Below are 13,692 nucleotides of genomic sequence, written 5' to 3'. Positions count from 1 at the left end.
GCGATGTCATGAAAAATATGGCATGAGATCAAAATTAAATTTCACTTATTGGTGTCCAAAATATTGACTTAAATCCATAGGCTTCTCTCAAGTCCGAATCAAGTGCCAAGAGTTCTTCTACTCTCTCTTTCTCTTTTGGATTAAGCTTAAACGGGGATTTCCATAAAAGCTCTTTATTTCTTTTCACTCGAATACGTTGTTCTTTATATAATTTATGTTGCACTTCTCGTCTTACTTGATCAAATGCCCAATAAGCTTGTCTCATAAAGTGAAATCGATCCGCAATAATAAGAGGATTCCCTAATTGTCTTTGAACAGCTTTCTTAAATGACTTGGATAAATCCATCACCACGATCTGTACATTCCCTGTATCACATTGTTTTAAATAGGTTTCAATCGTTTTTACACGTCGGTCTGGCAGAACATCCAAAACTTCTCGATTTTCTACATCGACAATAATCGTTTGATATTTTTCCCCTCCTGCATCACCCTTAAATTCATCAATGGCAATCGCACGCGGAAGTACCTTTTTAACAGGAATGGATCGTGCATCGAACATTCTTAATAGTCGGTTTGTACTCACCCCAGCTAGCATCCCAGCATGTGTAAAGGACATTTCTGCACTTAAACATAATGCCTCCTGAGCCAGCATGAGCGTGTGACGTTGATATCGATCTACAAACGAAAGCTTTTCATAAAAAGTATGACCACATGTTGTACAACGATATCTTCGCTTCTTCACATGTAAGTACACTCTTTTTCCCGCCACTGATGAACTCTGTATTTTTTGCATTCGATAGCTATGGATGCGTTTTGTACGGCTTTTACACTGCGGACATTTCTGCATTTTCACACGTGTATGTAGTTCAAACCAAAATACGCCTTGTTCTTCCCCTGAATCAAAAATCTCTACATGCTTATCTTTAATCCCTAATAAGTTTATGATAGAATGAGTAAGCACCTATCTTCTCTCCCTTTGGTATCTTTTGTGTCGCAACTTTAGATTATCAAAGAGAGAGAAGAAGGTGTTATTTTTTTATCATTTTTTGTGGATTATCTGAGCCCTTGAGATGATAAGCATGACCACCACATTTAGTATAGAGCCCGATTTTACGTGTCTATTTTCTTGACATAATACCACTATTCCAAATTCCTCAAATTCATTTATCCATTGCCTCAAAGAATATCTAGTAATTTGATACCTTTTACAAAGCTCTTGAATAGTACATTCTCGGTTTTCATATGCAAGTAAAACTTCAAGTTTGAACTCTGTAGTATATTGCTTATACATAGAAAAACTCCCCCTAAGGTAAAACAGATTTTTTATATTTTAATCTGTCTACCTTAAGGAGAGCATATCATTATGAGGCAGCCCCTTCTCGATCATTTTATTTGGCTTTTCGGTTTCGTTTCCCCCGTCCATTCCAGCATTCCACCGATCATATTGCATACATTGTAGCCGAGTTCCTGCAAATAGAGGCAAACATTTTCGCTCCGTCTGCCCGAACGGCAGATGAAAATATATTCCTTCTCTTTATCAAGTTCGTCGATACGGTCGGGAATCTCTCCCATCGGTATATGCTTTGCTTGCGGAATCATGCCTTCTTCCACTTCTTCTTCCTCGCGGACATCAATGAGTTCAAGTTTTTCACCGTTTTCAAGCTTTGTTTTTAACTCTTCGGGTGTTATTTCTTTCATCGAATTCATCCCTGCCTTTTTTCATCTTGTTTCCATTGCAAAAAAGAGATTACTCTTTCTACAACGGGACGAAGTTAATTTGCGACAATGTTGACAAGCTTGCCAGGAACAGCTATCACTTTGCGAATGGTTTTGCCCTCAAGCTGTTCTTTTACTTTTGTGTCATCCATGGCGATTTTTTCCATTTGTTCTTTTGACGCATCATTCGGCACAAGCAGTTTTGCCCGGACTTTCCCGTTGATCTGAATGACAATTTCCACTTCGTCTTCGACAAGTTTTGCTTCATCCCATGCTGGCCAAGATTCATAGGCAATTGTTCCATGATGGCCAAGCTTTTCCCATAGCTCTTCGCAAATATGCGGAGCAACTGGCGATAAAAGCTTCACAAATCCTTCCATATATTCTTTTGGAAGAGATTTGGCTTTATAGGCTTCATTAATGAAGACCATCAATTGGGAAATGGCCGTGTTAAAATGCAGATTCTCATAATCCTCCGTCACTTTTTTCACTGTTTGGTGATAAATCCGTTCAAGCTCTTTAGACGGTTTATCGACAATGTTGGGATTCAGTTTGCCGTCTTCCGTTACAAATAAACGCCATACACGATCTAGGAAGCGGCGGGCTCCGTCAAGCCCTTTCGTCGACCAAGCGATTGATGCATCAAGCGGTCCCATGAACATTTCGTATAAACGAAGAGTGTCTGCTCCATGGCTTTCTACAATTTCATCCGGATTGACGACGTTTCCTTTTGATTTGCTCATCTTTTCATGGTTTTCGCCGAGAATCATTCCCTGGTTAAACAATTTTTGGAACGGTTCTTTTGTCGGAACCACCCCGATATCATATAAAAATTTATGCCAGAATCGAGCATATAACAAGTGCAAAACGGCGTGTTCGGCACCGCCAATATAAATATCAACAGGCAGCCACTTTTTGAGTTTTTCAGGATCAGCTAATTTGTCCGGATTGCGCGGATCGATGTAGCGCAAATAATACCAACAGCTTCCAGCCCATTGCGGCATCGTGTTCGTTTCACGACGTCCTTTTTTCCCTGTTTTCGGATCGACGACATTCACCCAATCTTGAATGTTGGCTAAAGGCGATTCACCTGTACCCGAAGGTTTGATTTCATCTGTTTCCGGCAGCATTAGCGGCAGCTCCTCTTCCGGGACAGGCGTAATGGTTCCGTCCTCCCAGTGGATAATCGGTATCGGTTCTCCCCAATAACGTTGGCGGCTGAACAACCAGTCGCGGAGCCTGTAGGTTACTTTTCTTTTTCCTTTTTGATTCGTTTCCAGCCATTTGATCATCGTATCAATAGCTTCTTCTTTTTTCATTCCGTTTAAAAAGCCGGAATTGACATGCTCGCCGTCTCCAGTGTAAGCTTCTTGCTCAATGTTTCCTCCCGCTACGACTTCTTTGATTGGCAAATCAAATTTTTTGGCGAATTCATAGTCCCTATCATCGTGGGCTGGAACAGCCATGATGGCTCCTGTTCCGTAGCTCATTAATACGTAATCGGCAATCCAAATCGGCAATTTTTCGCCGCTGACAGGATTGACGGCAAAAGCTCCCGTGAACACTCCTGTTTTTTCCTTCGCCAAATCTGTTCTTTCCAAATCGCTTTTGCTTTTAATTTGATCTAAATAGGCTTCAACGGCTTCTTTTTGCTCATCAGTTGTAATTTCCTTTACAAGCGGATGCTCTGGTGCCAACACTGCATAAGTGGCGCCGAAAAGTGTATCAGGGCGAGTAGTGAAAACAGTAAATGTTTTATCAGTTCCATCTACTGCAAAATGAATTTCTGCTCCTTCCGACCGGCCGATCCAATTCCGCTGCATTTCTTTAATGCTTTCCGGCCAATCAAGCTCTTCCAAATCTTCCAGCAGCCTGTCTGCATATTCGGTAATTTTTAATACCCATTGTTTCATTGGGCGGCGAATAACAGGGTGCCCCCCTCTCTCGCTTTTTCCGTCAATCACCTCTTCATTCGCCAAAACGGTTCCCAGAGCAGGACACCAGTTGACAGGCACTTCATCGATATATGCAAGCCCTTTTTCGTAAAGCTTTAAAAAGATCCATTGAGTCCATTTATAATATTCTGGATCTGTCGTGTTGACTTCCCGATCCCAATCATAGGAAAAACCGAGGGATTGGATCTGTCTGCGGAAATTATCAATATTTTTCTTCGTGAATTCAGCCGGATCGTTGCCTGTATCGAGCGCATATTGCTCAGCCGGAAGGCCGAATGCGTCCCATCCCATCGGATGGAGCACGTTATAGCCTTGCATCCGTTTCATACGAGCTAAAATATCCGTTGCCGTATAGCCTTCCGGATGGCCGACATGAAGTCCGGCGCCTGACGGATATGGAAACATATCCAAAGCATAAAACTTCGGTTTATCGGAATCATCTTCAGTTTTAAAGGTTTTGTTCTCGAGCCAATATTTTTGCCACTTTTTCTCGATTTCGCGATGGTTGTAGCTCATGCTAGATCCTCCTTTTCTTTATGGACAAGAGACGTATAATAAAAAATCTCCCATCCCAACGACGAAGGGACGAGAGACAATATCCCGCAGCACCACCCAAATTAGCGCAACATTGCGCTCATTCTGCTCACAAATGCGGAAGCACGTCGGGCACGAATCTGCTGAAAAAGTATTTCATACCCGTAACTTAAAGGGTTTCATGAATAAACAACGATTGACCTGCACCATGCGCCAATTCTCTGAACGCATTTATTCACTACTAATCCTTTTCATCGTTGTTGCTTTTTCATACTGTTATTTTAATGAATTTTCTAATGTCATGCAAGTCAATGTCGAAAAATTTGGATTTTGCTTATGAATCTTTCTCGCCAAGAAATGTTTAATAATTGACAGAACCTTGATAAACCGATGAAAGCATGATTTCTGCTTCATTTAAAATATCTTGTAAAATTGATTCCGCTGCGTTTGGTTGGTGAAGCAGTTTTAAATTCTCTTTCATCTCATCCATTTTTTCCGGATGGTTGAATAAATCATTGACGGTATCCCGAACTTGTTCAAGTTTGTTGATCACGATGGCTGCACCTTTTGAGGAAAACAACTCTGCATTCTCTTTTTCCTGACCCGGAACCGGTTTATACAAAATAAGAGGAACTTGCAAAGCGGCCGCTTCGCTTAATGTGATTCCACCAGGTTTTGTAATCATGCAAGAACAAATTCGGAACAGCTCATCAATTCTTTCTACATACCCGAAAATTTTAATTCTGTCTGGATGCCTATGCTGAAGCGGTTCAAGCTCTGCTTTCAAAGATTGATTATTTCCGCATACAACGGCTATTTGCATGTCATCCCGCACAAAAAAAGATTCACATAAATCTTTGACATTTTTTAAAACACCATGCGCCCCTGCAGCGATCAGCAAAATTTTCTTTTTAGGATCCAATCCGTATTTTGCATATAATGTGGACGTTTCAATGGTTTCTTCAAAATGGGGGCGAATAGGAATACCCGTTACCTTGACCAGATACGGGGGGATGTTATGCTGAACGAGCTTACGCTTTAAATCTTCGCATGAAACATAATATTTATCTATATTTTTATGAATCCAAACCCGATGAAGGCAAAAATCTGTCAATACATTAAAGGTAGGAATGAATAAACCTGTGCGAGTCCGGTATTCGGGAACGACGGTAATTGGAAAAGTATTAATGATAATATCGGGATTCATCGTTCGCACAAGCTCTTGCAGCCTGCGGTGGCCAAGTTTTACATATAAATTCATAATGCGTTTATTAGACATTTTGTCAACACTATAATAGAATAAACGATAAAATTGTTTTCCGATGGAGAAACTCTTCAAATATAAGTATCTAGTAATTTCCGCCATGATTGGATGGGACTCGCTGATCAAATCAGAAACTGTCACTTTGTCGATTCCCATTTTGCGCAAAGACTGCTCCAACGTTTTGGCAACTTGTATATGGCCGTTTCCGTAATGAGCCGTTAAAATTAAAATCTTTGGATCTTTTAACATTTTCTTCACCTCAATTTAAAGCAGCTCAACAATTAAAACGAACAAAAACAAAGATGGTTTCATTTTAAATGTATATTTCCTTTTATAATTTTAGGAGAACATTTTTAAAAATCCTTTATTTTTTTATTAAATTTATGTTTCATCATTGGCCTCAAAAAACATATTTCCTTCATTTCAACCGATTTTTGGCGCTTTTGAAAATCAGCATGTAGCTGATAAAAAAAGCGATCACCGCTCCAAAAACGGCTCCCATGACATAACCGCTAATTGTTTCATCCGAAATGATATAGCCGAATACACTGAACGACAGGATGCCGATTAATATGACGAGTATGTGAATCGGAATTTCTAATTGCTTCCACAAAAAGAACGATCCTGTCCGCTCGTTCGGATGTTTAATATAAGAAAAATATCCGATGAAATAAAAGATGACCGTCATGAACAACGGGTAAAAAATATTTCCATAAGGTTCATCAAAAAAAAAGCCTGCATATGTCACCGGTGTAATGTAGAAAATCCATTCCAAATTTACATAATCGAAATAAAAGCTTTGAAAAAATATCGAAATATTGGCCAATGTTACTCCAATAACCAGCAGCGGCAAAATTGCTGCGCTGATGGCAACCACCGTCTGAGCCAGCGCCGTTCCTGTCAAAGCGCCAGCGGCGAATGTTAAAGTATATAACATCACCAAAGAGATAAGCATTAATCCATACCAGCCCACTAATGGACCATGCTCGGCATGAGTAGTATCGAGAAGGATAAGAGTGATCATGAAATTAAGGCTGATTGATAGCAAAATAGCCAAAACACCCATGCTCCATTTTATAAAATAAATGGCTCCCCGCTTGTACGGAAGGCTTAATGTAAAATCGACAATGCCTTTCCCGCGCTCCATGCCCATTTGGCTGACTGCCAAGATAAAAACAAGAAATGGTGCAATTCCGAACGTATCCGTGTAAAAAACAAACGGTTGATCCCCTTTTGATAGGTATTTAATGAAGAGGCTTGCCGGAGTATAAATGGAAAGAAGAATCAAAACCGCCCAAAAGCCGCTTTTGTTTTGCAGCCATTCTTTTTGCACGAAACCTTTCGCTACCATCTTCGATTCCCCCCAAATTTTGCGATAAATACTTCTTCCAGATTAACAGGCAATTCATGCCAAACTTTCGGCTTTAAATTTTTTAAAAACGTTCGTTTTTCTTGGTCATCTTTCCGCAAAACCATTGTATAGAAGACACCAGCATGATCTAAAATGGGAATTCCTTTTTCCCTTATTTTTAATATAACATCGTCTTCAAAAACAGCTTGAATTTTTGAATACATGCCTTTCATTTCGTCCAAGTCCATTACATCACTGATCGTATTGTTTTGAAGCATGCCGATTCGATTGCAAATCCGTTCAATGTCCTCCAGACGGTGCGACGTAATCAACATAGTTGTTTCCCTTTCAGCCGTTTCTTCCACCATCAGCTGCAAAATGTCATGTCTAGTTACCGCATCGATTCCGTCTGTCGGTTCATCAAGCAAGATGACGGAAGGCCGGGCTGCAAAAGCGAGGATGATCGAAAACTGTTTTTTCATCCCTGTTGAAAAATCGCGAAACGGCTTATTTTCCGGCAAATGATAGCGATTGATCAATTCGTTCGCATAGGTGACATCAAAATTCGGATAAATGCTTTTGAGCATTCTGACAATTTGTTTATAATTAAATGGATCATAAAAAGGTTGCCTGACAGGGACATATAGAATTTTCTGTTTTACTTCCGGATGAAGATGAATCGGTTTGTCTTCGAACACAATTTCTCCTTCATCCGGCAAAAGAATTTGCTGGATCAATCGTAAAACGGTTGTCTTTCCTGAACCGTTTCTGCCCAGCAAGCCGAAAATTTCCCCTTTTCTCAACTCAAGCTGCAGATGCTCGAGCACTTTTTCGCTGCCAAATGACTTTGAAACATTATTTATGAAAAGCATCGTCATCACTTCCAAATTCTTGTTTCATGTCTTCCATCCATTGATACATTTGTTCTAAACTAATTCCGGCATAAAATGCGTCGATCATGATTTGCCGCAGCGCCTCTTTAATCATTTTCATCTTCCCTTCATCCAACGTGTGCTGCACCGTTTCCGATACAAATGTCCCTCGCCCTCTGAGCGTTTCAATCACGCCTTCCCTTTCCAGCTCTTTATAAGCTTTGGAAACCGTATTGGGATTCGCTATGATCATGGTAGCCATTTCTCTTACAGAGGGCAGTTTATCACCAGGTTTTAACACGCCTTTGATACATAGTTCTTTCAATTTTTGCATGATCTGCTCATATATCGGCATCGTGCTTCTCGGGTCAATTTCGATCATCAAGCTCCCTTCTTTCTTTCAACAAGAACTTTTTTGTATTATGTGTACTATACAATATAGTACACATAATACAAAAAAGATGCAATCCTTTGCAAAATTCTTTGTTAAAACGCCTTTATGGAGGATTAAAAAAGGAATTTTTGAATACAAGTGAAAAATTAAAAAAAGGAACATTAAATTTAAACATTTTCTTGCTTTTTCAAAAAAAAGGGGTTACAATGATGATGAATCTATCTTGCATAACAAGATAGATGTTATTTTTCGTTAGTATCTTGTTATACAAGATAGCAAGGGGTTTGATAGGATGTCGCTGCGCAGTCAGTTATTAAAAGGAGTGCTGGAAGGTTGTATTTTAGCAGTCATCGAAAAGAGGGATGTATATGGATATGAATTGTCGGAAAATCTCAAGCAATTTGGCTTGCACGATATTAGTGAGGGCTCCATTTATCCAATTTTATTGCGGCTGCAAAAATTCAACCTAATTGAAGGGGAAATGCGGGAATCGCCTGCTGGTCCAAAACGTAAATATTACCATTTAACTGATGAAGGCAAAAATGCGCTTCGGCAGTTTCGACAAGAATGGGAAAATTTAAAAAAACCCGTTGATGACATCTTATCTGGAGGAGATTGGGATGCACACGAAAGATCTGATTAAATTGAATAATGAAAAAAGAAGCCTCTTAACAAAAGAGAACGAAAAATATTATAGCCAAATGTTATCCTATGTCCGAACACATTTTTTCTTATCAGAACAACATGCAGAAGAAATTTTACTGGAATTGTTGGATCATCTTTTAGAAGCGCAAAACAATGGCAAAACAGCCAAGGAAGTATTTGGCGACGATCTGAAAGCTTATTGCGACGAGCTCATTCGCCAATTGCCGAATGAAAGACGTTCAAGCTACTTCACTTTCACCGGTTTTCTCATCATGAATTTAGCGGGAATTTCCATCACCATAGCCGGGCTCGCCATTATTTTAAAACATTTGTCTACCGGCGTTGAGCCGACGTTTTATATCGGTACAGCCATTGTAAGTTTTTTCATTCAAGTTTGCTTCATATTTTTCGGCATTTATGTAGTTTTATCTTGGTTAAAGCGATCTGCCTTTACAGAATCAAGCAATTATTTGAAAGATCTTTTGTTTCTATTTTTCCTGTTTTTTGTCATCGGTGTTTGCATCATTTTCATCCCGAAGTTGATTCCTTCCTTCGGCGCACAATTTTCAATGAATGGCTACATTGTCCTGTTGATTGGAGTGATTGTTTGGTTTAGCTCAGAACAAATGAATAAAAAATTCGGACTGAAATAATCAGACAAAAGCTCATGGAATTAGAACCGAACCGGGAATGTCAACGAAAGAGAGCATTGTACCGGGCTTGAAGGATATCCGTTTCCAAACAACTATGAATGAGTTTATGAAAAAATGTTAATGATGATTTTTCTATAGTAGCTAAAAGCATGGAAGAGGGTTTTTTTACCCTCTTTCCACACTTTTTGAATATCCAAAATTATATTAATTGAAGAGAAACGTATTTAATTTCGAGAAATTCATCTAACCCATAGTGGCTTCCTTCTCTTCCAAGGCCGCTCTCTTTCATTCCGCCAAAAGGTGCTTGGGCAACAGACGGAAGGCCATCATTGATTCCGACAATGCCGTATTCAAGATTTTCAGAAAACCAAAAAGCCTTTTGTAAAGATTGCGTGTAAACATACGCAGCCAAACCAAATGGTGTACCGTTTGCACGTTGGATAACTTCTTCAACATCTGAATATGTGCTGACCGGTGCCAACGGCCCAAATGTTTCTTCCTGCATACATAACATATCATCTGTTGCATCAGAGACAATAACCGGCTTCATAAAATACCCTTTGTCAATATTCACAGAAGGTCCTTCATGGAGTGTAGCTCCTTTTGCAACTGCATCTTCTAGTTGATGTTGGACTTTTTTGATTGCATTTTCGTCAATAAGCGGTCCAATGTCTACCTTCTCGTCAAGGCCGTTGCCTACTTGCAGTGACAAAACAGCTTTATGAAATGCTTTTAAAAACGGCTCCTTAATTGACTCATGGACATAAATCCGGTTGGCACAAACGCACGTTTGACCGGCATTTCTGAATTTTGATTGCATAACCCCCTTTACAGCCTCTTGAATATCTGCATCTTCTGTTATGATAAAAGGTGCCAAACCGCCAAGTTCAAGCGATACTTTTTTTACAGTATCCGCTGCTTTCTTCATTAATAGTTTTCCGACAGGGGTTGAACCTGTAAAAGTAACCTTCTTAACACGTGAATCTTCCATCCAAACATCGACAACTGCCGCTGGATTTTGAGTGGTTACGACATTGATGACACCCGCCGGAAAACCTGCTTCATGAGCACTTTCTGCTAATAATAGTGCTGTAAGCGGTGTTTGTTCAGCAGGTTTAATGACAACTGTACAACCTGCTGCAAGAGCGGGGGCGACTTTCCGTGTGATCATCGCAGCCGGGAAGTTCCAAGGTGTGATGGCAGCCACGACTCCAACAGGTTGTTTTTGAACGATAATTCTTTTCGAACTAGCGGAGGCCGGAATCGTTTCCCCATAAATTCGCTTTGCTTCTTCTGCAAACCATTTTACAAAACTGTTTGCATATTGCATTTCACCTTTCGCCTCGGCCAATGGTTTTCCTTGCTCCAGTGTCATAGTGGTTGCCAAGAAATCCAACTTATCCTGAATGATCTTATACCATTTTTCCAACAATTCCGCCCGTTCATATGCTGTCGTTTTCGACCATGTTTTAAAAGCTTCGTAAGCCGCATCGACAGCCAACTTTGCTTCTTTGGCGGTTCCGTTTGGCACATATCCTACAGTCTCAAAAGTAGCAGGGTTTTGAACGGCAAAATTGTCATCCAACTGAACAAATTTTCCGTTAAGATACAGCCCTTTTGTCAATGGTTGTTCTTTCATACTGCTTGAATCTCCTCTCTTTCTTTTTCTTCATTCAAGTGGTGCGTAAATATGCGGTCGTTTTCTCCGCGCAGAAAATCTTTCCCATAAAGCAGGATGCATAAAAGGATGCCGGCTGCAAAAGCCATTGCTGCCCCTTTTATCACAAGAATTGCGCCAACAATCCCCGCAATCCCAAGATCACGCTGGCTCCGGGACTGCATGACGCCGATACGAACGCTTACATAACCTTGAACCAATAATGTCAAAGCTAAAGCAACTCCAAGTATCGGTTGTACTAAACTTACTATAGGAAGCAAAAATAATCCAGTATTTGTCCCCCAACGGAACGATCCTGCTCCACCGAAGAACGAATGCATCGCTTTTTTCCTTTTTTAAACCGTTCGATGACCACCACTTGCATGGCTGCCCACATCGGACCGCACATCGTAATATCAGGGCCGATCATGCTCATTAGAATGTTTCGGCCTCCGAATATTAAGTGGGCGCGGTTCGGATTGTAATCAACTTTTTCATCCGTACGTATGACATCAGATTCAGAAAGGAGGGCTTTCGTTTTCAGCACATCTCCAAAAACAACTAAATACGTTGCAAAAACAGCAGGTACTGCCTTTACAAAAAACGAGAATGTAGGGAAGCCCAGGCCAAATACCGTATATTCCGCCCAAAGTGTGGCGAAATCAGGTTTACTGAACCCCCATTGAATGTCCGGCCATTTCGCTTCTCCAACAATGGGAGCTACTATTACAGCAAGCAGAATAGCAGGTAAAATACCTAAATTCCCCAACAAAGCCCAGCCTTTGTTTTTTTGCTTTAATTTTTCGAAATGTTTAGAGAATATCAAATAAAACGCAAAGCCAATGCAAATTGTGATCGTGATAGGGAATAATTCAAACTTCCCTCCGGCTTCAAAAATCGATACGACAGCTCCAATTCCAGCACCCAGTATAATACCTGATTTAATGGCATCAGGCACTAAACGCACCACTTTGCTGGCAAGTCCCGTTACCCCTAAAATGATGGATAAAATTCCAAGAGTCAACTGAAATGCAATGAGCGCATAAATTCGGTCCTCGCCTTCAGGAAATTGTTCAACATACAAAACAATTAAAGGAATCGCGGGAGTAACCCAGCCTGGAATGACCGGGTCACCAAGCAGATGGTGCAACAAATATAAAAGTCCATTCAATACGACAACAGCGAGAGCCACTTCAAACGGCATCCCTAAATGATCCGCTAAAAGAGTAATAGCCCCAAGGTCTACCGCACACATCAGCAGACCTTGGACATAATCGGGCCATTCAAACCGATAATGAATGAACGGCAGACGTATTTTAAAGGGACCTGCAGGGATATATGGCGTTTCAGCGCCGTGCGGACGATTTTTCCATTTCATGATCATGATTTTCCCTCCTATCAATAGGCAGCACGGTATATTTGTTCAATATCTTTTTTGCTTAATTTTCGAGGGTTATTGCGCAGAAGCCGCGTTTGCTTTAAAGCTTCCTCAGCCATTTCAGAAATCGCGGATTCCGGAATATTAAATTCACGCAAAGATTGCGGAATTTCCACATAGCGGCATATGCGGATCATCGCTTCAATCGCTGCATCAGCCGCTTGATCATCGTTTAGATGATCTACTTTTTCTCCTAACGCTTCTGCGATATCACGGAATCTTTCTAAACAAGCTATTTTGTTCCATTTCATGACGTAAGGGAGCAGCAAGGAGTTGCTTACACCGTGCGCTATATGGAAACGTCCTCCAAGAGGATATGCAAGAGCGTGCACAGCACCAACGCCCGCATTTCCAAAAGCTAGTCCCGCCATGAGACTCGCCGTAATCATCGCCTCACGCGATTCAATGTTGTCCGGATTTGAATACGCTTTCGGTAAATGGGTGGAAATTAGTTTCATCGCACCGATTGCCAATGCATCCGTAATCGGTGAAGCAAATTTCGAAATATATGCTTCCACAGCATGAACTAATGCATCCACCCCGCTTGCTGCTGTCACGTTAGGAGGGCACGTAATGGTCATGATCGGCGAAACAATTGCGACATCAGGTAATAAGAACGGGCTGACAATCCCTTTTTTCACCTGCTCTTTCGTATCCGACAAGATTGAAATATTCGTCACCTCAGAACCTGTTCCGGCAGTTGTCGGAATGGCTATTAACGGCAGTCCGGGTGCTTCTACTAAATTGATGCCAAAATATTCTTCAATTTTGCCTTTATTCGTTGCCATAACAGAAGAAGCTTTGGCAATGTCGATCGCGCTTCCGCCGCCGACAGCGATCAGTCCGTCATGATTTCCTTCTTTTATCGTTTGGAGACAATGTTCGACTATTTCAATTTCCGGTTCCGGATTTACGTTTCTGAGAACACTCCCGCCTCCATCGGCAATAAATCTTGAACTTGTTTTACTACTCCTGCTTGAATAAGTATCTTATCTGTTACAATAAGAGGTTTTTTTATCCCAAGACGCAGCACTTCTTCAGGGAGTTGATTTAGAGAATCAGTTCCGGTAATTAATTTGTTCGCCATTGAAAATGTAGATATGTTCATTTTCTTCCTCTCCTTTCAACATAATAGGGAAATTCTCATTTCACCAAAATATAAATGCAATTTTCGTGCCAACACGTAAATTATTTGTGTATTTTTTTATAAATT

General features: G+C 40.7%; 13 protein-coding genes, 1 pseudogene and 1 other annotated feature. Of the genes and pseudogenes, 2 read left to right on the top strand and 12 right to left on the bottom strand.

The window, feature by feature from the left end; all coding sequences use genetic code 11:
- Positions 1 to 34: 34 nt before the first annotated feature.
- The 8 genes from AC0KTX_RS12785 to AC0KTX_RS12750 form a co-directional block, all read right to left on the bottom strand.
- Entirely contained in the window at positions 35 to 961 is a 927-nt protein-coding gene (locus tag AC0KTX_RS12785) for an ISL3 family transposase (protein WP_474252554.1), read from the bottom strand.
- Between the two features lie 78 nt (positions 962 to 1,039).
- Positions 1,040 to 1,291, bottom strand: a complete 252-nt coding sequence (locus tag AC0KTX_RS12780; protein ID WP_474252553.1) for a transposase — start codon at positions 1,289 to 1,291, stop codon at positions 1,040 to 1,042.
- A 92-nt stretch (positions 1,292 to 1,383) separates the two neighbouring features.
- A complete protein-coding gene (locus AC0KTX_RS12775; protein WP_474252552.1) occupies positions 1,384 to 1,707 on the bottom strand; it encodes a rhodanese-like domain-containing protein in 324 nt (107 codons plus the stop codon).
- Between the two features lie 65 nt (positions 1,708 to 1,772).
- Positions 1,773 to 4,187, bottom strand: coding sequence for a leucine--tRNA ligase (gene leuS / locus AC0KTX_RS12770; protein ID WP_474252551.1), 2,415 nt, complete (start codon positions 4,185 to 4,187; stop codon positions 1,773 to 1,775).
- Positions 4,188 to 4,249: 62 nt separating this feature from the next.
- Positions 4,250 to 4,469 (bottom strand) — a binding site (T-box leader).
- A gap of 97 nt (positions 4,470 to 4,566) precedes the next feature.
- The gene (locus AC0KTX_RS12765) at positions 4,567 to 5,718 is read right to left on the bottom strand and encodes a diglucosyl diacylglycerol synthase (protein WP_474252550.1); all 1,152 of its coding nucleotides are present in this window, start codon (positions 5,716 to 5,718) and stop codon (positions 4,567 to 4,569) included.
- Between the two features lie 169 nt (positions 5,719 to 5,887).
- A complete protein-coding gene (locus tag AC0KTX_RS12760) occupies positions 5,888 to 6,820 on the bottom strand; it encodes a hypothetical protein (RefSeq protein WP_474252549.1) in 933 nt (310 codons plus the stop codon).
- Positions 6,814 to 7,692 carry an ABC transporter ATP-binding protein gene (locus AC0KTX_RS12755; protein ID WP_474252548.1) on the bottom strand — a complete coding sequence of 293 codons (879 nt, stop codon included), beginning with the start codon at positions 7,690 to 7,692 and terminating at the stop codon, positions 6,814 to 6,816. The genes AC0KTX_RS12760 and AC0KTX_RS12755 overlap by 7 nt, the downstream gene beginning before the upstream one ends.
- Entirely contained in the window at positions 7,676 to 8,074 is a 399-nt protein-coding gene (locus AC0KTX_RS12750; RefSeq protein WP_474252547.1) for a GntR family transcriptional regulator, read from the bottom strand. The genes AC0KTX_RS12755 and AC0KTX_RS12750 overlap by 17 nt, the downstream gene beginning before the upstream one ends.
- A 304-nt stretch (positions 8,075 to 8,378) precedes the next feature.
- Here AC0KTX_RS12750 and AC0KTX_RS12745 point away from each other — a divergent pair, with 304 nt between their 5' ends.
- Both AC0KTX_RS12745 and AC0KTX_RS12740 read left to right on the top strand, forming a co-directional pair.
- On the top strand, positions 8,379 to 8,729 hold the full coding sequence (locus tag AC0KTX_RS12745; protein ID WP_474252546.1) for a PadR family transcriptional regulator: 351 nt from the start codon (positions 8,379 to 8,381) through the stop codon (positions 8,727 to 8,729).
- Positions 8,707 to 9,384: a DUF1129 family protein gene (locus AC0KTX_RS12740; protein WP_474252545.1), complete on the top strand. Its 678-nt coding sequence runs from the start codon at positions 8,707 to 8,709 to the stop codon at positions 9,382 to 9,384. Before AC0KTX_RS12745 ends, AC0KTX_RS12740 begins: the two co-directional genes overlap by 23 nt.
- 199 nt (positions 9,385 to 9,583) lie before the next feature.
- On the opposite strand, the gene AC0KTX_RS12735 is transcribed toward AC0KTX_RS12740, so the two are convergent.
- The 4 genes and pseudogenes from AC0KTX_RS12735 to AC0KTX_RS12720 form a co-directional block, all read right to left on the bottom strand.
- Positions 9,584 to 11,023, bottom strand: a complete 1,440-nt coding sequence (locus AC0KTX_RS12735; protein WP_474252544.1) for an NAD-dependent succinate-semialdehyde dehydrogenase — start codon at positions 11,021 to 11,023, stop codon at positions 9,584 to 9,586.
- Positions 11,020 to 12,419: pseudogene (locus AC0KTX_RS12730) on the bottom strand (hypothetical protein). Before AC0KTX_RS12730 ends, AC0KTX_RS12735 begins: the two are co-directional and overlap by 4 nt.
- A gap of 20 nt (positions 12,420 to 12,439) precedes the next feature.
- Positions 12,440 to 13,345, bottom strand: a complete 906-nt coding sequence (locus tag AC0KTX_RS12725) for an iron-containing alcohol dehydrogenase (protein ID WP_474252556.1) — start codon at positions 13,343 to 13,345, stop codon at positions 12,440 to 12,442.
- Between the two features lie 44 nt (positions 13,346 to 13,389).
- A complete protein-coding gene (locus AC0KTX_RS12720) occupies positions 13,390 to 13,587 on the bottom strand; it encodes an iron-containing alcohol dehydrogenase (protein ID WP_474252543.1) in 198 nt (65 codons plus the stop codon).
- Between the last annotated feature and the right edge of the window lie 105 nt (positions 13,588 to 13,692).

It is taken from the genome of Aeribacillus sp. JST-2 (assembly GCF_056032925.1).
Note: the sequence above shows the minus strand (reverse complement) of the source record. Positions and strands in the feature narration are given on the sequence as shown.

Excerpts from the sequence above, each read along its gene's own strand:
- AC0KTX_RS12780 (WP_474252553.1), bottom strand. The coding sequence starts at position 1,291 with ATGTATAAGCAATATACTACAGAGTTCAAACTTGAAGTTTTACTTGCA.
- AC0KTX_RS12775 (WP_474252552.1), bottom strand. The coding sequence starts at position 1,707 with ATGAATTCGATGAAAGAAATAACACCCGAAGAGTTAAAAACAAAGCTT.
- leuS (WP_474252551.1), bottom strand. The coding sequence starts at position 4,187 with ATGAGCTACAACCATCGCGAAATCGAGAAAAAGTGGCAAAAATATTGG.
- AC0KTX_RS12765 (WP_474252550.1), bottom strand. The coding sequence starts at position 5,718 with ATGTTAAAAGATCCAAAGATTTTAATTTTAACGGCTCATTACGGAAAC.
- AC0KTX_RS12760 (WP_474252549.1), bottom strand. The coding sequence starts at position 6,820 with ATGGTAGCGAAAGGTTTCGTGCAAAAAGAATGGCTGCAAAACAAAAGC.
- AC0KTX_RS12755 (WP_474252548.1), bottom strand. The coding sequence starts at position 7,692 with ATGCTTTTCATAAATAATGTTTCAAAGTCATTTGGCAGCGAAAAAGTG.
- AC0KTX_RS12750 (WP_474252547.1), bottom strand. The coding sequence starts at position 8,074 with ATGATCGAAATTGACCCGAGAAGCACGATGCCGATATATGAGCAGATC.
- AC0KTX_RS12745 (WP_474252546.1), top strand. The coding sequence starts at position 8,379 with ATGTCGCTGCGCAGTCAGTTATTAAAAGGAGTGCTGGAAGGTTGTATT.
- AC0KTX_RS12740 (WP_474252545.1), top strand. The coding sequence starts at position 8,707 with ATGCACACGAAAGATCTGATTAAATTGAATAATGAAAAAAGAAGCCTC.
- AC0KTX_RS12735 (WP_474252544.1), bottom strand. The coding sequence starts at position 11,023 with ATGAAAGAACAACCATTGACAAAAGGGCTGTATCTTAACGGAAAATTT.
- AC0KTX_RS12720 (WP_474252543.1), bottom strand. The coding sequence starts at position 13,587 with ATGAACATATCTACATTTTCAATGGCGAACAAATTAATTACCGGAACT.